This window comes from Bythopirellula superficialaquae (assembly GCF_059632245.1).
In genome coordinates this window covers 5,130,470-5,150,269 of sequence record NZ_CP197426.1, presented here as the reverse complement: position 1 = coordinate 5,150,269, position 19,800 = coordinate 5,130,470, and the positions used below count along the sequence as shown (strand labels likewise).

Here is a 19,800-nt window from a genome sequence, read left to right as displayed (position 1 = left end):
GGGGAAGGACACACACATGGTTGTGCGACGATTGTCGTTGTGCGCGGCGGTTGCGGCTGCCTGCGCTCTTTCGTTTTCATCGGTTAACGTATTATTTGCCCAAAGCAGCGCAGCGCCGGATCGCGCCGCGGGGCGGATGGTCGACTCGCTGTTCGAGCCCAATGCTCCAGCGGGCCTCGTTCCCAATAACAAGGCGCAGCAGCCGCCGCCGCGGCGTGGTATTCAGCGCCCCACACTGCAAGCAAAGTTGGTGCGCAACAAGAATAAACAAGGTGAGCCGGCGTTCGCGCTCGTGGACCGCTATGGCGGTATTTTGCGTTTCGTCGAGCCAGTGGAGAAAATAAACCTTGAGCCTTATGTCGGTCGGATTGTAGGCGTGCGCCACGATACCGGTGATACGCTACTTGCCTCACAGCTTGTTTTCCCTCGTAGCGGGAATAACACCGTTGCACGAGCAACGCGCCCTGCAAACGGCGTCCAACAAGCGGCTTTTCAGGAACCCATTCCGGCGGGTGAACCCGACGAAAAAGCGTTGCTAGAACCGATCCCTGCCGATGAACCCACGCCAGCAGGTGAGCCAGAGCTGATCGGTGAGGGAGAGACCTTCAACTTTGAAGAGGGTGAGCAGGTTTATATGGGTGAAGGGAATGGTCCCATCTATCAAGATCAAGGTTTGGACTTTGGCGGCTGTTCGAATTGCCAAGATGGAACATGTTCGTTGCACGCGGGACACGGCGGCTATCGCCAAGGCGGCGCCTCGCCTCCGATGAGTCGGGCTTATGCACGGGGCGAATATTTGCTGTGGTGGCTCGAAGGAATGGATGTCCCGCCGCTGGTGACGATCTCTGACGCACAAGATGGTGCGGTGCTGCCCAACTTCCCTGGGGATAATCCGAGTACACAGATCGTTTATGGGCAGGATCCAATATTGGAAGATGCCCGTAGCGGCTTTCGCATCATGTTGGGCACATGGATCGATGAATGTAACAAGCAGGCCATCGAGTTCGACTATTTAATGTTGGGCAAACTCGAAGAAGATTTCGCCTTGGGCGGAGTCAACGGCGAGCCTTATTGGATTGGTCGACCATTCTTTGATCTCACGCCAGACGTCGATCAAGACGGCGAACTAGACCTTTCGCCACGCGAAGCGGCCGAACAAGTTTCGTCGGATATTTTGGACGGCACGGTGAGCGTTTATTCCAGCAGCGAGTTCCAAGGTGCTGGTTTAACTTTGCGGCACAATTTGTGTCGCAGCTGCTGTCCGACCGTGGGCTGCGGTGACTGTGTGAATTGTGGAATGGGAGTCGATTGTGGTTTAGGAGTGGGTTGCGGGTCAGGAATCGGCTGCGGCAGCGTAGTTGGCTGTGGTGGCGATTCACGGTACGTCGACTTCCTCGCAGGATTCCGTTGGTATCAACTCGACGAGATGCTTCAAATTACGGAAGATCTGGAAGCTGCCAGCGAAATTATTCCCCCACCGGGGGATCTGCCACCCAATGGCACGACTTTTTACCTTGTCGATCAGTTTAGCACCGAAAACACCTTTCTCGGTGGTGAACTCGGCTTTGACTGGGGCGTCGAACGGAATCGCTGGTCGCTTTCACTGCTTTCCAAAATTGGCTTGGGCAGCACGCGGCAGCAGGTTTCGATCAACGGTTACACCGACGTGACCGAACCGGGCGGCCCCACGGAACGCGCGGCCGGTGGCTTGCTCACGCAGGATAACAATCAAGGTCCTGCACCAGATAACGAGCTTTATGTCGGCAATATTGGCGATTACGACCGCAACCGCTTCAGTATGATCCCGGAACTCAACCTGACCGTCGGCTACAAGTTGACTCAGCGGTGCAAGCTGCGGCTCGGTTATACAATCATGTACTGGACGAACGTCGTGAGGCCGGGCGATCAAATTGATCGTGAACTCAACTCGACGCAGATTCCAAGCGATGATGCAGATTCAGTTCTTTATATCCCCAGCCGCCCCATGTTTACGTTCAACGAAACGAATGTGCTCATTCAGGGCTTGAATACAGGCATCGAATACAACTGGTAAACCTCCGAGGGCCTTCTTGCCGATACAACTCTCACAGTCTGCACTTGTCGAAGTCGGCCAGCTAGCACTCGTGAGGTATCGTTATGGCTATCCCAGGTTCCGAGTCATTCAAGTTTCCCGTTCGCTTAGGCGGCAAAAGACGTCAAAAACAAGCCGTTTCTATGCGTCCCAAGCAATTTGGCTTCGAGAAGCTTGAGAGTCGTCAAATGATGGCCGCCGACATGGCGGAGATCATCGGCTTCGTCCGGACCGACGTGCAAGGCGACGGCAACGCGGCTAACGACGTCGCTGTGGTCGGCGCAAACGTCACACTTTACCGCGACAACGGCAACGGCAGTTTCGACGCCAGCGACGTCCAAATCAATGCGGCTTCGACCAATTCGCTGGGGCAGTACGGCTTCAACGGTCTGGAAGCGGGCACCTATTTCGTGAAGGTCGCCCTTCCTTCTTCGCTGCAATTTGAAGCTGGCGAAGACACACAGAAGATCGTTATCACGCTTCAAGAAGCCGAGGGCGTCGACGGCCCCGAAATCGACGATTTCGAAACAACTCAAGTCGTAAGTGCCGCGCCACCGCTGCCATCGAGCCAGAATTCCACGCAAGTCGACAACGGCGTGTTGGGTGGCGAACGCGACATGTACGTTGAACTGACCCAGGGGAACGATCCGTTCTCGTCAGTGTCGTTGATTAGTGCCGCGGGTCTGTTGCGGCTCGCCAGTGATACGACCGTCATCGGCAACGCCAAAATTGTTTGGGACGGCGTTGACGGTAATGCTTTGGCGATCAACCACACCGGTCTGGGGGGGATCGATCTCACCGAGTTCGACGGCAACACGATGACCGGCATCGCGCTGACTTCGGGCGCCGACCATCCCAACGCGAAAATCAAACTCCGCATTTATTCCGATGCGAACAATTGGTCGGAATACATAACCACCGTGCCGGAATCACCGGGCGGTGCCGCAACGGGCTTGGCCGTGTTCCGCTTCGATGACGTTCCGAGCGCCAAAGGTGGCAATGGGGCCAATTTTACCAACGTCGGTGCGTTGGAATTGACCTTTGAGGGCGTGAATGCCGTCGACGGGCAGGTTTCACTCGTGGGGCTTGTAGGTCTCACCACCAAGCGGGCCAACTTCACGGCCTCGCCGAAGCTCAGCTTGGGTGACCGCGTCTGGGCCGACATCGACGACGACGGCCAATTCGATGCCAACGAAAGCGGCATCGCGGGCGTGAAGCTCAACCTCTACGAAGACACCAACGGCGACAATAGCTACTCGGCGGGCGTTGACCAACTGATGGGTCAGGCCGTGACCGATGCGAACGGCAATTACCTGTTCCAGAATCTGTTTGCCGGCAAGTACATCGTTCAAGTCGATCCAACGAACTTCACGGCAGGTGGCAAGCTCGAAGGCTTGGCTTCGAGCCTGGGTAGCGCTCTTGCTGCTGATCCCGATAACAACATCGACAACGATGACAACGGTACGCCGCTCGCGGGGGCCGGTGTCGTAAGCCAGGCGATGACGCTGGCCGGTGGCGCTGAAACATCGGATAACGGCAACACCAATCGCACGCTTGATTTTGGTTTCTTCGGGTTTGACCTTGTGCTCGACAAGTCGGTACAACAGACTTCGATCGCTCCCGATGAAACGCTGACCTACAACATTAAGATCGATAATGAAGGTCCTTCCGCTGCCGCGGGAACCACTTTCACCGATACCCTGCCCTCGTTCGTGACGTTCGTTTCTGGAACGGTCAGCATTCCCGGCGTGACGTTGCAACATGTGGGGGGCGTGATCACGGCCAATCTCGGCACGGTCGATCCGGGCGAATCGATCTATATCACGATTCAGGCCAAAGTGAACAAGAATGCCACGGGCACGCTTGTGAACACAGCCACGGTGGCGGCTCCCAAGGAAGTGAACCTGTCGAACAATACCGACTCGGTTTCCAATCCCGTGACGCCACGGATCGACTTGCAGATCACCAAGATCGACAGCCAAGATCCGGTCGCACCGGGCAGCCAGTTCACTTACACACTGACGATCAAGAACAACGGTCCGTCCAATGCGACGGGCGTGGTGGTGACGGATACGCTGCCGGTGACAGGCGTGACCTATGTAAGCGCTTCGCAAGTGCCCGATTCCATCAATGGCCGTGACTTGGAATTCGAGATCGGTAACCTCGCCTCGGGAGCTACCAAGACGATTACAATCACCGTCGCGGTTGCCGCCAACTTCGAGGGCTCGCTGTACAACACGGCCCACGTTGAAGGCAATGAGCAGGAAACCAACCTCAATAACAACGACGACGACGAAACCACGTTGGTGAAGGTCGATCCTGCGAGCATCGCAGGCACGGTGTACGTTGATAAAAACAACAACGGCGTCCACGATGCTGGAGACCGATTGCTGGCCAACGTCGTGATCACGCTCAAGGGAACGGATAACCAGAATAATGCCGTGGTGCTGACGACCACAACCGACGCGAGCGGCAACTATTCGTTCAACAATCTCAAGTCGGGTACGTACCGCATCATTCAATCGCAGCCAACCGGTTACAAGGACGGCCCCGATTCGATAGGTAGCCACGGCGGTTTCTTGGGTGAGAATCCCGGTCCGTTCGTGATTCCCAACGACGTGACCACCGATCAGGTCAAGGACCTGTTCATCGGCATCCAATTGGATTCAGGTGTCGATGCGACGGATTATGACTTCCGCGAATTGGCTGTGCCGTCGTCGAAGCGTAGCTATATCTCGTACTAAGACCAATGCATTTTTGCCTCAAAGTGGGTCGGAACATTTGTTCCGGCCCACTTTTTTTGTTGGCGGATTTCACCATGTTGTGGTCAAAGCTCAACAGAGCTCCTTGTGTGCGATTGCTATCTGCAACAGCCGAGAATTCTTAGAATTTCTTCGCGCCAACTGAAAAAATCTGAACTAGATTTCTAATGGACAGCAAACTGGTCCACCCACCTTTTCGGAAACTTATCCCACCCACCTGACAGTTCGCGCGGCAAGATGAGCGCGGACAAACCCCGAGTCGCCAGGCTCCACGACCCAGCGATTCGCGCTTGCATTGGCAGTGCGCACGTATGCGTCGCTGCCAAGGGAGAGGACGGACAACTATGTTCGGTCGTACGAATAGCCGCCATCGCCGTGGAACCACGATCGTTGAGACGGCCGTGGTGTTGCCCGTGTTTCTCATTCTGGTGTTCGCCATTTTTGAATTCGGTCACGCGCAGTTGATCAACAACGTAATGAACAGCGCATGCCGTAATGCCGCTCGCGTGGGGGCCGTTGAGGGCTCCACGACGGCCCAAGTGGAAAGCCGTGTCGAGCAATCGCTCGGCACGGTTGTTCCTATGCAGCACGTGCAAATTTTTGTGAAGAACGCCAGTTCGCTCGATGCGAGCAGCACGATGCCGGAGTCGGGCCAATCGCTGGAGGATATGCCGGATATCAATTTGGAAGAGACCGAGTCGCGTACCTTGTTCGTGGTACGAGCCAAAGTGGCCTACAACGACGTGGCCATCGTACCTATGCCTTTTCTCAAAGACGTCATCATCGATGCGCAAGCATTTATGCGTCACGAATAAACTCCCTGTTCTTGAATCGAGGTCACCATGAAGACCAAACGAAATCGCAACCAAGAAACTTTCCGCCGCGCTGCCGTCGCGGTGGAATTCGCTTTTGTAGCCCCCATTTTGTTCTCAACGGCTTTGGGTTTGATTGAACTCAGCCGCGCCTACGACGGCCAGAATTTGCTGGAAACCGCGGCCCGAGAAGGGGCCCGGTTCGCTTCGATGGATCGCGATGGGATGCTGCCTGAAGGGCAAAGCACCAACTCGAAATTAGTAGAAGATGTGAAGAAGTTTCTCGCCTCTTCGGGCCTGGACCCTAGTGATATTAGCGTCTCGGTGACCGATGCCGACGATCCCAATACCACGTTTGATCTCGACGATCCCGCGAACGATTTAAAGCTGTTCCAAGTGGAAATAACGATCCCTTATTCCAGTGTGAGCTTTACGCCCGTGAGTCCTTCGAACGACTACGGCATGAAGGCGGCGATCGTTTTCCGTAACGGTCGCGCTACGTTATCCCAGTAAATACCTATTAAGCACGTCTCCCCAACCTTGTCCTGGAGTATGCACCATGAAAGACATCCAACCGACTAATCAGCAACAGCAGTCTCGAGGAGGCCAACGGCGCGGCATCATTGTTGTGCTCACGGCGTTTGCCTTGGTCGCCATTTTTGCTTTCGTCGCATTGTCGGTCGACACCGGCCGCATGGTGCTCACCGAAACGGAAATGCAAAACGCTTGCGATGCCGCGGTGTTAGCAGCCGCGCAAGAAATCAACGCGGCAGTTTACGCCGCGGGGCAAGGCCAAGGCTCGGCCAACATCGATGCGAACTCGATCGCGATCGCCGCGGCCCGCGAGATGGCGGCTCAAGTGGCCGAAAAAAATGGCATCTATGTGAACGCCGATACGGACGTTCGTTTCGGCCGGCGGATGTATGACGCCGAATCCAACACTTGGCCCATACTGTGGGACAGCGATCCTTACAACGTCGTACAGGTCGTGGCCCGCAAGACCAATCCCGACACAACCCAACCCGACGGCGAATTACCTTTGGCCTTTGGATGGGCCGTGGGGAGAGATCAGGTGCCTATAACAACGTCGGCGACGGCCTTTATCGAAGCCCGCGATTTGGTCGTGGTGCTCGATGTTTCGTCTTCGATGAACGACGACAGTTCGCTGATTTCCAACTTGGGCGCCAGCGAAGTTAACACATTGCTCGACAATATGTGGAGCGACTTGGTAGCAACCAGTCCCAAGTGGCCCGACACATCGATCTCTAAATTTCCCGCCACGGGTTTCGGCCAGGTCAAAACCGCGGAGGGCACCTACCTTTCCAGTAGTGACACCGCCACGATTATGGCGTCTCTCAAATTGACGGATAATGGACCTGATGGAAAACGCAAGTTTCCGTTCCCGCAATCAGGGCGATATAGCAATGGCTCTCCGAAGCCCCGCCCCAGCAATTCCACAAGCGATTCGTTGTGGCAAGGTTATATTAACCACGTCAAAAACTTGAGTGGTACCTACAAGAAAAAATATGGCTACCGCACATTGATGAATTACTTGCAAGAAAGTCGGCCTGATCCCACCCTCAGCGAAGACTTGTGGCGAACGAAGCATTATCCGTTCCATGCCAATCGCAATGGCATGTCGCTGTTCATGGATTTCTTGACCGAACTTGATTTTGGAGATGAAGTCGGTTGGGTTGCCTACGGCAAGTGGGCCGAACCGCAAATGTCGTACTATGACGGCGAAGTTAACATCGACATTTCAGACAATCCGATCACAACGGACTACACGGTGATTGATTCGATGCAACGCCGCCACCAAGCCGGTGAATATGACGGTTGGACCGCTATGGGTGACGGCATTTTGAAAGCCCGCGAATTGTTAGTGGGCAAAGCCAATGATCCCAACGACGATGGCTACACCCGTTACGGTGCACGGCCCACGATGTTGCTCATGACGGATGGTCAAACCAATCAAGCCCCGAGTGGCTGGAGCTTACCTTCCAGCTTCAAGTGGTCGGATTGGACCGACTACGACGGCGATGGCTCGGCCAATTACACGACTTCCGACACGAAGAAACGATATGCCTTCTGGGAAGCAACCGAAGCGATCAAGTTGGGAGTTGTCATCCACACGCTGGCCGTGGGGGATGGTGCCGACCGTGACTTGATGAAGGCAATCGCTTTTGCTGGCAACGGCATATTCATCAACGTACCTGGCGGAGGCACCGCCGACATGGAAGACCAACTTGTGGAAGCGTTCCAAAACATCGCTTCACAAGTTCCACCGGCTCGACTCGTGTACGAGATGACGGCTCCCACGCCGGATTAGCTTTGAAGCATGGCAGTCACCCCTGCCCTTTGGTGGTCGATTCGCAAGTCGGCGGTCTTGGTGTCCTGAACCGCTCTTGCCCGATCACTACCGCACGCCGTCGCGTTTTACGCGGCGGCGTGTCTTTTTGTTGGTAGGGGAATTTTGGAGAAGGAGCGCGCTCGTCTGCGACGCGCTACGCCTTGCGGCTAACTCGTTTTCCGCGGTTAACTAATCTTCGTAGGCGGCGGTGTCGAATGTGCGACGACGACGGCCACCGAGGCTCCGGCGGCGACGATGGGATTGTGTGACATATTCCCCTTCGACGAAATAATAGCCGCCGAGCATCTTATAAAAGAACAGGATCACCAGTGTGCCTATTGTTCCCACGAGCATTCCCAAAGGACTGATCGGAACGATGCGCTGGCCATGGTTGAAATGGCTGGCGATGCCACACCCGATGATCGTGCCGCCGATGCCCATGAAAATCGTGGCAATCGCGCCCCCGGGATCGCGCCCCGGCATGATTGCCTTGGCCAGTAGTCCCACGACCGTGCCAAAACCAATCCACACGAGCACGTCGTTGATGAGGTGTTGCACTGAATCGTTGAGAATCACCCCTTGTGTGGGATCGAATTGTTCCATGGTCGTCAATCCTTTGACGTATTTGCTTGCGAAGAGAGTGGCAGACTGTACTCAAGCAAAACCCAGCGCGATAGAGCGCTTGATTGCTAGCAGTGCTAGTCTTCTCGCTCGATAGATTCTGCGGGCGGCGTTGGTTCAAGCACCAAATCCCCTTGCTGAGGATCTTGGTCGTTTACCATGCCCCCATCATCGACTTGATTGGGACCGACGCTGTAGAGGATGTAGCGGTCTTTGCCGGGGACGTAGATGAAATCGCGGCCGCTGAATGGATCCTTGGGAACGGCCTTCAGCTCGCGGCCAGCCAACTCGTGGAGAGATTTGGGAAATCGTTGTTCTTGGAGTTGGTATGCCCGCAGGGCATAGTGCAGCCTCAGGAGATCCGTTTTGGCTTGATACAGTGTAACTAATTTCACCAAGTCGTTTTCGAACATCATTCGATTATTACTAAAACTAAGTTCACTTAAGAACGTTTGGTAGGGCCCATAGATTCGCCGCCAAAAGTGCCATTCACGTACCGTGATATCAGCCGGTGGATCAAAGTGCTCGCGGACTTCAGGAAGATTTTTCAGGACGAATCGGCAATCGTCCAGGGTCGCGGTGCCACAAGTGTCGCGTAGCGTGCCGAGTCCAACGGCATAAATCGCGATCCCCACAAGCCAGTCGGTTCCGAGACCACCTTTGGAAATCGCAGAAGCGACTATCAGATTGTCCACGCCACAGCGGACGGCAAGTTGGGAGTTGCCTTGCTTTGTTGCTTGATAACCTTCCGCGGCGAAGCCACGTGCGAGGTTTCGCAAATCAGAAAAATTATTGACGTGACCGCTGAACCATGACTGATCAGCTTCCCAATTAAGCGGAACCATAGAATCTGTCCGCAATGCGGCGCGAGCATCGCTCAGAACAGGTTCGTTGGCGGCCACGACCGTCGCCAGTTCCTGTTCCGGCATTTCGTCGTAAAAGCCTGTGCGTCGAGCAAGCTTACCGCCGAGTGCAACGAGATCGTTGTAGGCGTTAGGTTCCGGTTGCGATGGGGGGTCGTACGGAGGGTTCAACCAACGGTAAACGAACACACCCAAGAACAGCAGTGGCGCGATGGCGACCAGCCATTTCCAGCGGAAGGTCGAAGATTTGGGGACTTGGTCCATGCTGAAGTGTAGCTCCGAGCTTGATTCGCTCGCGAGATCGAAATCTTGTTAGCCTAGTAAAGATTCCACATCCCGCGCTCCGTCCAAAACACGCAGGATGACGATCTCGTCGGTAGTGGCCTGGTAGTAGATGACCCAGCGATTCACGCTGAAACTTCGGCAGTTGGAACCAAACTCGGGACGCAGTTGTCCTAATTCGGGTTGGATGGATAGAAACGCGCACTTCTCGCGCAGTGTGTCGAACCACTTACGAGCAGTCACGGGCCGTTGCAAAGCAATATAATTCAGAATCTCCAGCAGGTCTTCTTCGGCTGCTGAAGTAAAGGAGAAGCTGCTCATTCTTGCTGAGCGGTTTGGGATTCGATTTCAGTGACACGTTCCTCTAAGCGGCGAAAAACTTCTTCCGCAGGAATCAGCTGGCCATTGTTTGCCTGTTGAATACCCTTTTGCACGTCGGCACGTAATTGGTCCCGCTGCTTAAGAAGTTTAACAGCTTCGTCGAGGGCCGTCGCAGCGTTGGGATAGATTCCCAGTTTGACAGCGTCGGAAATATAGTCGGCATGGGGTGTGATATCAGCCATAGGAAATCCTCCGTCTTCATTTTATCACCTTAACGGACGACAGCCATCGAGAAAAATCGAGGCGGCCAACTGAACTTGCCGTTTGTGATGGCCGAAACTTATACTAAACGCCTGTCTACTTAGGGGACTGGGGTGTCACGGAGGGGTTTTGGTCATGGACGTTGGTGCACTTTTGGAACGCATGAAGTCGCGCCGTGATTATGCGGGGCAACTTGAGCACGTCGAGATGCTGCCCGAGCGGCCGGGGCAGTTCGCGGTGCCCAGCCAACCTTTGCCGGAGGCGTTGCAGCGATTGCTCGCCAATCGCCAGATCGAGCAGCTTTATTCGCATCAGGTGTCGGCCCTTGAAGCGGCGCGCTCGGAGCAAGATCTGGTGGTCGTCACCGGCACGGCGAGCGGCAAAACACTGTGCTATAACCTGCCGATTTTGGAAGCCGCCGTGCAATCAGAGTTCGCGCGGGCGTTGTATTTGTATCCCACGAAGGCGCTTGCGCAGGATCAGCTTAAGGGTTTGTTGGAACTTGTGGGTGGCGATGCGGAGTTGGCCTCGCTCGTGCGGCCCGGAGTTTTTGACGGCGACACACCCACGGCTCAGCGGCGGCGGGTTCGCAATGAAGCGAATCTTGTGCTGACGAATCCGGACATGCTGCACGCCTCAATACTTCCCTACCATCCCAAGTGGGCCCAGTTCTTTACCGATCTCAAATTCATCGTCATCGACGAAGTACACACCTATCGCGGGATTCTCGGCGCGCATGTGTCGGCCGTGTTGCGGCGGCTCATGCGGGTATGCGATCACTACGGCAGCCGGCCCATTTTTTTGGCCACGAGCGCGACGATTGCCAATCCAGGCGAGCTTGTCAGTCGATTGATCGGTCGTGATGTGAATGTGATTGCCAACGACGGTTCGCCGCGCGGGCGAAAGTACTTCGCGCTGTGGAATCCCTCGCCGATCGGGGTGGATAGCCTCGCGCGGACGAGTCCCAACGACGATGCCGTCACTTGGATGACCGAGGCCCTCGCCGCTGAAGGGCAGGTCCTGGCGTTTACGCGCACACGCCAAGCGGCGGAGCTGATTCACCGCTATGTGAAAGAGCAGCTCGACGACGCTCATTCACCGCATGCCAAGCACGTGCGAGCTTATCGCGGTGGGTATTTGCCCAACGAGCGCCGCGAGATCGAGCAAGCTTTGTTTGCCGGCAAGCTCCGCGCCGTGGCAGCCACAAATGCGTTAGAACTCGGCATCGACATCGGCTCGCTTGACGTGGCGTTGTTAGTAAATTATCCCGGCACGATCGCCAGTTGTTGGCAACAAGCAGGCCGCAGCGGCCGTCGACACGATGAAAGCCTGGCCGTGCTACTGGCAGGCAATGACCCAGTCGATCAATATCTGCTACGGCATCCCGAGTATTTCTTCGCGCAAACGCCGGAACACGCGGTTGTTGATCCTGATAATCCCTACGTGTTGGCCAAACATCTCAAAGCTGCCGCTTATGAGTTGCCGCTGGATGCGTCGGACTTGAAACTGTTCGGGCCGCTTGCTCAGGCGATTGCCGAAATTCTGCGAGACGAACAACAACTCGAAGCGATCGACGGGCAGTATTACCACCCCGGTGGGCAGAATCCCACGGTCGGTGTGAGTTTGCGCAACATGAGCGACAACACGTTCAGCATCGTGTTGAAGAAAGGCGGACGGGGGAAGGCGGAAGGTGGAAACGCTGACATTGAAGTGATTGCCAACGTCGATGCGATGAGTGCGCCTGAGCTAGTTTATCCCGAAGCGGTTTATTTGCACAACGGCGAGACCTATTTGGTTCGTGAACTCGACCTCAACGGCAAGATTGCTTATGTCGAACGGCGTGAAACGGATTACTACACACAGGCCGTGCTCGAAAGCAACGTACTGATCAAAAAGGAACGTGCCACCAGCAGCGCAGTCCCGTTCGCGCAAGTGGGTTACGGTGAGGTCGATGTTTCGTGGCAGACCGTTGCGTTCAAGAAGATCAAATTCAATACCCGCGAAAACATCGGCATGGGCCCGGTGGAGATTCCGGCCCAGCAACTCGCGACCACGGCTTTATGGCTTGCCCCGAACGACGAAGTCCGTAAAACCATGAAGTTGGCTGGCTTACGGGCGAGCGAAGGGGTAATTGGTCTGAGAAACCTCGCCGTTGTGGCCCTGCCGTTTGTTTCGATGTGCGACAGTCGCGACCTCGGAGGTGTGGTCGACAGCCAAAATTTGGGGCACTCGACGATGATTCTGTACGATCGCTATCCGGGCGGATTGGGATATTGCGAGAAAGGTTTTGAGCACATCGAGCGACTGCTCGAGATTTGCCACGAAATGGTGGCCGGTTGTCCCTGCGAAAGCGGCTGCCCGAGTTGCGTGGGGCTCCCCGATTTCTTTCCCGGCGATCACAGCGATCCCGACCTCAAACGGGGCCATCCTATGCCGAACAAGCAAGCCACCTTGCGACTGTTGGAGATTTTAAGACAACAGGTAATAGTGCCATCACCAGCCATTCCTGCAACGGTATGAAGTAATAAGACGATTAAAATGCAACTCAACGAAGACCAAGAAGTTTTTCTGAGCAAAGCTCTGCTGACGATGCGGATCATCGCGGGGGCGTTGATCAACGGCGTCGTCGTGTTTTTTGTGATCGCGGTCTTTGTGCTCAGCCCTCAAGTCAACAATGATCCACCATTGATTGCTTACATTGCCCTGGGCGTAGGATGTTTGGCGGTTGTGATGTCGTTTGCCATTCCTAATCTCATTATGGCTTCGACCAAAAAGTCTTTATTGAAAGGCAAGCCGATTAACCTGCCGGACAATTATCAAGGGGCAACCAACGTCGGTTTCCTTGGTCCGCTGGTTGGCATGTACCAAACGAAGCTGATTATTAGCATGGCCATTTTAGAAGGGGCCGCGTTTTTCAACCTGATTGCCTATATCATCGAAGGGCAACGCATGAGTCTAATCATGACGGGAGTGCTGGTTGCGATTATGGCAGCCAAATTTCCCACGCGCGGCGGCCTTGATAATTGGCTGGCCGACGAGGCTAAATCGATTGACGAACTGTGGAAGCTGAGCAAGTAGATGATCGATGAACGCCTTCGCAGCCGCCTGGAACAGCTCAACCGCGGTCCGCTCCCCGCGAGTACGTTGCCGGCACAATCGGCACAGCCGGCCTCCGCTGCTTCCAAAGTGGCGACTCCCTTGCGACCACGGGCCGTGAAGCCGATTGAAGGCCTGCTGCGACGCGGCACGGTCGCTCAAAACGAGGCCGGACAGCACCTGCGAATTCTGCTGCCGCTCGAAGAATTGTGGCCTGGAGGCGAAGATTTGGCCCTCAAACGGCACGCCCAATTGAGCGGCCAGGAGATTCCGGCCCCAAAACCCCGTGAAAACCAAGATTTGTCCCAATTTATCCGCTCGTTTCCCCACGATTTGCTGCTGGTGGACCTGGAAACCTGCGGCTTGGCTGGCAGCAGCCTGTTTTTGATCGGCTTGCTGCGGTTCGTAGAGGGCCAACTGGCGGTCGAATTATTGCTGGCACGCAACTATGCCGAGGAACGGGCTGTGCTGGTGTCGTTCTGGCAAGCGACCAGCCCCACGAGTTTGATTGTGACCTTCAATGGCAAGAGTTTTGACTGGCCGATGATCGCCGACCGCTCGGCCCGGCACCTGCTGTTTCGTGGATCTCGAAAGCCGGAATTGGCCCACGTCGATTTCTTGCATCATGCCCGGCGGCGCTGGCGAAAGCAGCTGCCCGATTGCAAGCTGCAAACTTTGGAGCGACATATTTGCGGGCGGGGACGCACGGGTGATATCCCCGGCAGCCAAATTCCTGCTGCTTACCAACAGTTTGTCCGCACCGGCAAGGACCATGAAATGAACGCGATTTTGCTGCACAACGCGATTGATCTGGTCACACTGCTGGACATAGGTCTACGCCTGGCCGGATGATGCCGATCCGTGATTTTGGTCGCTAAGCCGCAAGCGGCCTCTTGCAGCTTAATAGCATTTTTTCAGCACGTTTTCAGGCTCCGCAAGGTAAAATAAGAGTATCTCCCCGCCTCACTCCGTCGTCTGTTTTTTGCGCTGCGACGGCTCGCTTGCCACTCTGACCGACACCACATGCCGCGCCCGCGCACCAATCCTGAAGAGATCAAATCGTTTCAACTTCCTCCAGGGCGAATCCTGGCGGGGAAGTATGAAATCATTTCGCGCTTGGGCCGTGGCTGGGAAGGTGAAGTTTACAAGCTGCGTGAACTCGCCACCGACATCGAACGTGCCGGCAAGTTCTTTTTTCCTCAGCGCAACATCAACGATCGCGCGTCGCGATTCTATTCGCGCAAACTCAACAAGCTCCGGCATGTGCCGATTCTGATCCAATATCACACACACGAATTTTTTACATACAAACATCAGCGTGTGACGTTTCTTGTTTCGGAATTTGTCGAAGGTGATTTGCTAAGCAAGTTCCTCATGCGACAACCGGGCAAACGCTTAAGCGTGTTCCAAGGTTTGCATTTGCTCTACGCACTGGCGGTCGGTATGGAAGGCATTCATAACGCTCGCGAGTATCATGGCGACTTGCATATGGGCAATATCTTGATACGCCGCCAGGGGATCGGATTTCACATAAAGCTTTTGGACTTCTACGATTACGGCACGGCGCATGCCCACGATTTGCATGATGATGTTTGTGATTTGATCCGAATCTTCTATGATGCTATCGGAGGAAAGCAGTGGTATTCGAAGCATCCCCCGGAAGTGAAAGCGATTTGTCGTGGGTTGAAGCGTTCGCTCATCTTGCGTAAATATCGCACGGCCGGACAGTTGCGTCAGTATCTCGAAACGATGGCGTGGTCATAACGCGTGAGTTATCACCGCTCGCTGCCAACTGGTGAGGCCCCGTGCGAGGACAAAGTGCCGTGCAGCCGCTAACTATGGAAGCTCCGTATTTCACCTTTCTCGCTGAACCCAACCACCTCGAAACCCGCGAAGTGGCCCGGGGCTTGGCCGTCGTCGCTTCACGGACCGCTCCCGAGAAAACGTCTCCCAACGAAGACAACGCCGCGGTGATTCCGCTGGGCGAAAACCAGGCCGTGTTGCTGGTGGCCGATGGTTTAGGCGGGCACGCCGCGGGGGAATTGGCTTCTCGGATGGCGATCGAGCAGATGGAAGAAGCGCTTCGCCAACGGGTTGAAGAAAGCGATGGCCCGCTCGATGCCGAGCAACTTCGCTCGGCCATCATCGCCGGTATCGATCGAGCGAACCACGCGATTCTTGAATTAGGGACCGGCGCGGCCACGACACTCTGTGTCGCGGAAATTCAAGGCGACACGGTGCGCGTCTATCACATCGGCGATTCGGCGATCATGCTGGTCGGCCAGCGCGGCAAGATGAAATTTCAAACGCTTGCGCATTCACCCGTAGGTTATGCGGTTGAAGCAGGCCTTCTTGATGAAAAAGATGCCATCCACCACGAAGAGCGCCATTTGATTTCCAATGTGCTCGGCTCAACCGAGATGCGGATCGAAATGGGCCCGTCGCGCAAGATGTCGCTACGCGATACGTTGCTGCTCACGTCGGATGGTTTGCTCGACAATCTGCTCACCGACGAGATCGTTGCCCGTTGTCGTAAAGGTCCGTTACCCAAGGGGGTTGAGCAATTGATGACCGAGGCGTTCAAGCGGATGGAACGCGGCCCCAATGGCACGAAACCTTCCAAGCCCGACGATCTGACAGTCGTGGCCTTCCGCCGCACTCATTAAGCCGCTTGCGGCTTAGCGCTTCGTACCGCGGTGCAAGCACCGACGCTAAATCGATGTACCAATAAAAAAAGTCGTGGCCAGCGCGAGCGCGTGACCACGACTTTTCTTAAATCAAACTCCCGGCCGAATTGCGACGGTGTGGAGTCGCTGGAAGAAAGACGCGTGTCTAACAGTGCTATGCACTGCCATAAATTGACTCGGGCCTATCCAATAAATTGGTCCTCCCGACGGAATTGTGGCCGAGAAGTTTGTCTCCTTATTCTTCACCCGCGAACGAGTGAAGCTGATGTGCTGTTTAGTTACGAAACCAATCGGTATTTGTTCGCGTCACCCTTAACTCAATTCAACGCAGATTGAATTCGGTGCGACACGGCGAACGTTACAAAGTAATTCTACTCCAAGGAAGGGCGATGTGCGTCGATTTTTGCTTGAGTTTTTTCATTTGCAAACTGCATACCAAAACAATCTTTGGCAGCCAGCAATCATGATTATGCGGTAAAGCAAATCATATGCCCAAGCATTCGCATTCGCTGGCCGGTCTTGTCCGTTCAGAGTTTTCTTGCTACAAGACGCTCCCCAAAATCCGATCGGCCAAGGAAGGCAGGAGCGCGATGATGAATCTTTCAAAACAACTCACCCGCAGAGTGATCTTCAGCGTTGTCCTGGCGTCGATGTTGGGCGTGGCTTGTCTCGAAGCCCAACAGCAACCTCCGCAGCCACCGCCGGCACCGAGCACGATTGACGGGCGGAAGATGCCGCTCAGGTTGATGCTCACCCTCGGCCTCAAGGCAGTAACCAAAGAGGACTATGCGTTCATCGATATGGTCGTCCTTAAGGTCGATGAAGGAGTTTTGCCCCGCGCTTTGGTAAACAGCACTTTTCTGTGGGCACGCGATCGAGCTAACCGCGAATCGCCCACGATGGCGCTGCGGCCGATCGTTTACTTCCGCCCTGCCACGCTTAGGGCCGCCAAGCAACTCGGCATCAAGCTCTAGCCGCCGCTGTGCACGTGAGGCAATTTGGGAAGCGTGAAACGCGCTTCCAAAGCCGTAAAAATGCCCAGGGAGCATCGCGCGCCTGGGTAGTAGCCAAGCGATAGCAAATCGGGTATCCTATCGAGCTAGGATTGCCCCTTCTGGGTACTGACTTACCCGTTAAGGATTTTTTTAGGCGAGCCGGACTATGGCCAAGAAGACCAAAAAAGTCGTCAAGAAGACCGTCAAGAAAAAGGTTCCCGTGAAAAAAGGAGCTCCCGTTAAGAAAAAAGTGGCCAAGGTCACCAAAAAGGCCGCTCCTTCTGAAGGCATCAAGAAGAAGGTCAAAAAAGTCAAGAAAGCGGTCGTCGCCGAAGGCAAAAAGGCGGCCCCTGTCAAAAAGAAGGTCGCCAAGGTTCGCCGCAGCTCGTCGAAGGTGATTCGCTTGAAGGCCTATTGGGGCGTCTTCAATCAATCGCTCCGCCGCGTGGCTTTGTTTGAGTTCAACGAGCGCAAAAAAGCTGACGACAAGGCGACCGAACTCTCGAATAACGCCAAGGGCACACCGCACTTCGTCATGCCGGTGAAAGAAGCCATCGAAGGCTAAACTTATTTCGATTTGAGAGTGCGCAGCCGCTCGCAGCTTAGCGGAGAAACTTTCCAAGTTTCTCCACGGTCGCGGCATCACCAAACTCAAGCTTCCCAAAGCCTCGTTCCGCGCCCAATTCCACTGCCGCGTCCTGATGATCAGCATAATTGGTGATTAGCATCACAGGTGTTTGCTGAATCGCCGGGTCGGCTTTGATCTGTTTCAGGATTTCGCTGCCATCTGAATAGTCCTGATCCAACTTGCGATTGATCAATACGAGCGCGTAATCTCCGCCGCGCAATTTTTGCAGCGTATCATCGGGGCCATGCGCTTGGTCGACCGTGCAGTCGAAATTCTTGGTCAAAAACCGCGAAATCGAACTGAAATCAGGTCCGCAGTTCCCTACATCCAGCACGCGCTTGCTCATCACTTCCCCTCCGGCGTGATTGCGAACAAATGCGTGCGATTGCAGACATACAACACGTTGTCGGCCACGATCGGGGTGCTGTACACGCTGTTGCCCATGTCCTGCGTACCGTAAAACGGCTCGCCATCTTCCATCGCCACTTCGGGATCGTCCGAATGACGGAACACGGCGACCTCGCCATCTTCATCGCCGATGTAGACTTTGTCTTCGACGATCAACGGCGAACCCCACGCTGCGGCGAGCATGTCGTAGGACCAATGCGGCTTGCCTGTCTTGGCATCGAGGCAATGGAACAGACCGCTGAAATCGGCGATGTAGAGAATCCCATCGCGAATCGCCACGGTGCCGACCGTGCGGTGCATCGTTTCTTCAAAATCGACTTTGCCGTTGCCGTCGCGGTCGACTTCGCTGAAATGCCACACCACGGCGGAATTCGGATTGGGCCGCGTGAAATCCCCTTCCTCGGGCACCACGGCTTGCAGTCGCTTATGGGGGATGGTTTTCTCAGGATCGGCTTTGTTAAAGGCGAGTTCCGCGCTTACGTCGCCGCGTTTCGTGGGATCGATGCACCACAGGTGCCCCACCCCTTCGCCATGCTCAGGGTCTTCGCCCACGCCGACGTAAACCAAGCCATCGTAAATCACGGGCGTGGCAATGATGTGATTGCGCGTCGCGCGATTGAGGCTGTAATGCGATTCCTTGGGATTGGCGTCGAATTTCCAGAGTAGTTTCGCTTTGCCGTTCTCGCCTTGGGGATCGAAACTGTAAACCCAGCCATCGCCGCCAGCGAAAATCACTTGGGGTTGGCCGTCGAAAACCCCGTAAGTCGGTGAAGACCATTGGCCGTGCAGAATGTTGAGTCCCGGCGAATCGTCGGTCCACAAAATCTTGCGAGTGTTCTTATCCATGACGAAGAAGCTAGGAGCATCGGGGGCCGGGATATAGTTGTGTTCCACATCCACACCGTTCGACGTGTTGATGAACAGCAAATCCCCGACACCGGTGATCGAACAGCTTGCCATGTTGTGCTGCGAGACGCTCATTTCCTTCATCATGTCGAAGCTCCACACGACGTCGGCTTCTTTTTTCATGTCGTAGGGCTTGCCCGATTTTTTGATGATCTCTTCTTCGTTGGTAACTTCGCCGTCGTTCTCACCATCGTGAAAACCTTCGGTATCGAGACAAGCGACTTCGCCCCGACTGGTGACGTAATACAGTCGGTCCCCTTCGACGTAGGCGCTACTACAAATACCTTGCAGCGGCCAATCATGCACGCGGCCAGTGGGAAGCTTTTCGCTGCTATGTTGCCAAAGGAATTTGCCGTCTTTGATATCGAAGGCGAGCAGTACGCCCAGATCGACGTCGCCCGGATAGCGTTCGATCCAACCGCCGGAGTTATTCGATCCGACGAAGACTTTACCACCCACGACCACGGGGTTGCCGTAGGTTTGTGAACCGAGCCTGGCGACCCATTTGATGTTCTTGGCCTTGGCCGGATCCCAGTCTCCGGTGCGGTAGTCGAACTTGCCGACGTTCCACTCGGTGACGATATCTTTGCCGACAGGCACATTATTGCGTTCAGGGGTGCCGCCCCATTGATTCCATTCTTTGTTGGGTTCACTAGCGGGTGGCGTGGCCACATCGCCCACGGCATCGAGCGCAACGCCGACGCCTAAACCCATCACAAGGACTAATGCACAAAACT

Annotated in this window: 18 protein-coding genes; 12 read left to right on the top strand and 6 right to left on the bottom strand. The window is 55.1% G+C overall.

Annotated features, from left to right (window positions below; all coding sequences use genetic code 11):
* Nucleotides 1-16: 16 nt before the first annotated feature.
* The 5 genes from SH678x_RS21250 to SH678x_RS21230 all read left to right on the top strand — a co-directional run bounded on the left by SH678x_RS21250 (nucleotide 17) and on the right by SH678x_RS21230 (nucleotide 7,974).
* On the top strand, nucleotides 17-2,053 hold the full coding sequence (locus SH678x_RS21250) for a BBP7 family outer membrane beta-barrel protein (RefSeq protein ID WP_496920468.1): 2,037 nt from the start codon (nucleotides 17-19) through the stop codon (nucleotides 2,051-2,053).
* 161 nt (nucleotides 2,054-2,214) lie between these two features.
* A complete protein-coding gene (locus tag SH678x_RS21245) occupies nucleotides 2,215-4,815 on the top strand; it encodes an SdrD B-like domain-containing protein (RefSeq protein WP_496920467.1) in 2,601 nt (866 codons plus the stop codon).
* A gap of 362 nt (nucleotides 4,816-5,177) precedes the next feature.
* Nucleotides 5,178-5,648, top strand: a complete 471-nt coding sequence (locus tag SH678x_RS21240; RefSeq protein ID WP_496920466.1) for a TadE/TadG family type IV pilus assembly protein — start codon at nucleotides 5,178-5,180, stop codon at nucleotides 5,646-5,648.
* A gap of 27 nt (nucleotides 5,649-5,675) precedes the next feature.
* Nucleotides 5,676-6,158, top strand: a complete 483-nt coding sequence (locus SH678x_RS21235; protein ID WP_496920465.1) for a TadE/TadG family type IV pilus assembly protein — start codon at nucleotides 5,676-5,678, stop codon at nucleotides 6,156-6,158.
* A gap of 46 nt (nucleotides 6,159-6,204) precedes the next feature.
* Nucleotides 6,205-7,974: a vWA domain-containing protein gene (locus SH678x_RS21230; RefSeq protein ID WP_496920464.1), complete on the top strand. Its 1,770-nt coding sequence runs from the start codon at nucleotides 6,205-6,207 to the stop codon at nucleotides 7,972-7,974.
* 210 nt (nucleotides 7,975-8,184) lie between these two features.
* Here SH678x_RS21230 and SH678x_RS21225 read toward each other — a convergent pair whose 3' ends face one another.
* The 4 genes from SH678x_RS21225 to SH678x_RS21210 form a co-directional block, all read right to left on the bottom strand.
* Nucleotides 8,185-8,598: a GlsB/YeaQ/YmgE family stress response membrane protein gene (locus tag SH678x_RS21225; RefSeq protein WP_496920463.1), complete on the bottom strand. Its 414-nt coding sequence runs from the start codon at nucleotides 8,596-8,598 to the stop codon at nucleotides 8,185-8,187.
* A gap of 95 nt (nucleotides 8,599-8,693) precedes the next feature.
* Complete coding sequence (locus SH678x_RS21220) at nucleotides 8,694-9,743, bottom strand: hypothetical protein (protein WP_496920462.1); 1,050 nt, start codon at nucleotides 9,741-9,743, stop codon at nucleotides 8,694-8,696.
* Nucleotides 9,744-9,791: 48 nt separating this feature from the next.
* On the bottom strand, nucleotides 9,792-10,082 hold the full coding sequence (locus SH678x_RS21215) for a type II toxin-antitoxin system RelE/ParE family toxin (RefSeq protein WP_496920461.1): 291 nt from the start codon (nucleotides 10,080-10,082) through the stop codon (nucleotides 9,792-9,794).
* The gene (locus SH678x_RS21210) at nucleotides 10,079-10,324 is read right to left on the bottom strand and encodes a hypothetical protein (protein WP_496920460.1); all 246 of its coding nucleotides are present in this window, start codon (nucleotides 10,322-10,324) and stop codon (nucleotides 10,079-10,081) included. The genes SH678x_RS21215 and SH678x_RS21210 overlap by 4 nt, the downstream gene beginning before the upstream one ends.
* Nucleotides 10,325-10,478: 154 nt before the next feature.
* Here SH678x_RS21210 and SH678x_RS21205 point away from each other — a divergent pair, with 154 nt between their 5' ends.
* From SH678x_RS21205 to SH678x_RS21175, 7 genes are all read left to right on the top strand, one after another.
* Complete coding sequence (locus tag SH678x_RS21205) at nucleotides 10,479-12,863, top strand: DEAD/DEAH box helicase (RefSeq protein WP_496920459.1); 2,385 nt, start codon at nucleotides 10,479-10,481, stop codon at nucleotides 12,861-12,863.
* A gap of 18 nt (nucleotides 12,864-12,881) precedes the next feature.
* The gene (locus SH678x_RS21200) at nucleotides 12,882-13,421 is read left to right on the top strand and encodes a hypothetical protein (protein WP_496920458.1); all 540 of its coding nucleotides are present in this window, start codon (nucleotides 12,882-12,884) and stop codon (nucleotides 13,419-13,421) included.
* Nucleotides 13,422-14,291 (top strand): ribonuclease H-like domain-containing protein, encoded by an 870-nt coding sequence (locus SH678x_RS21195; RefSeq protein WP_496920457.1) that lies wholly within the window; start codon nucleotides 13,422-13,424, stop codon nucleotides 14,289-14,291. It begins immediately after the preceding gene.
* A gap of 171 nt (nucleotides 14,292-14,462) precedes the next feature.
* Nucleotides 14,463-15,203, top strand: a complete 741-nt coding sequence (locus tag SH678x_RS21190; RefSeq protein WP_496920456.1) for a protein kinase domain-containing protein — start codon at nucleotides 14,463-14,465, stop codon at nucleotides 15,201-15,203.
* Nucleotides 15,204-15,262: 59 nt separating this feature from the next.
* Entirely contained in the window at nucleotides 15,263-16,105 is an 843-nt protein-coding gene (locus SH678x_RS21185; protein ID WP_496920455.1) for a PP2C family protein-serine/threonine phosphatase, read from the top strand.
* Nucleotides 16,106-16,716: 611 nt separating this feature from the next.
* On the top strand, nucleotides 16,717-17,100 hold the full coding sequence (locus SH678x_RS21180) for a hypothetical protein (protein ID WP_496920454.1): 384 nt from the start codon (nucleotides 16,717-16,719) through the stop codon (nucleotides 17,098-17,100).
* A gap of 187 nt (nucleotides 17,101-17,287) precedes the next feature.
* Complete coding sequence (locus tag SH678x_RS21175) at nucleotides 17,288-17,686, top strand: hypothetical protein (RefSeq protein WP_496920453.1); 399 nt, start codon at nucleotides 17,288-17,290, stop codon at nucleotides 17,684-17,686.
* Between the two features lie 37 nt (nucleotides 17,687-17,723).
* On the opposite strand, the gene SH678x_RS21170 is transcribed toward SH678x_RS21175, so the two are convergent.
* Nucleotides 17,724-18,095, bottom strand: coding sequence for a response regulator (locus SH678x_RS21170; RefSeq protein WP_496920452.1), 372 nt, complete (start codon nucleotides 18,093-18,095; stop codon nucleotides 17,724-17,726).
* A complete protein-coding gene (locus SH678x_RS21165) occupies nucleotides 18,095-19,777 on the bottom strand; it encodes an outer membrane protein assembly factor BamB family protein (protein ID WP_496923092.1) in 1,683 nt (560 codons plus the stop codon). The genes SH678x_RS21170 and SH678x_RS21165 overlap by 1 nt, the downstream gene beginning before the upstream one ends.
* Nucleotides 19,778-19,800: the final 23 nt, after the last annotated feature.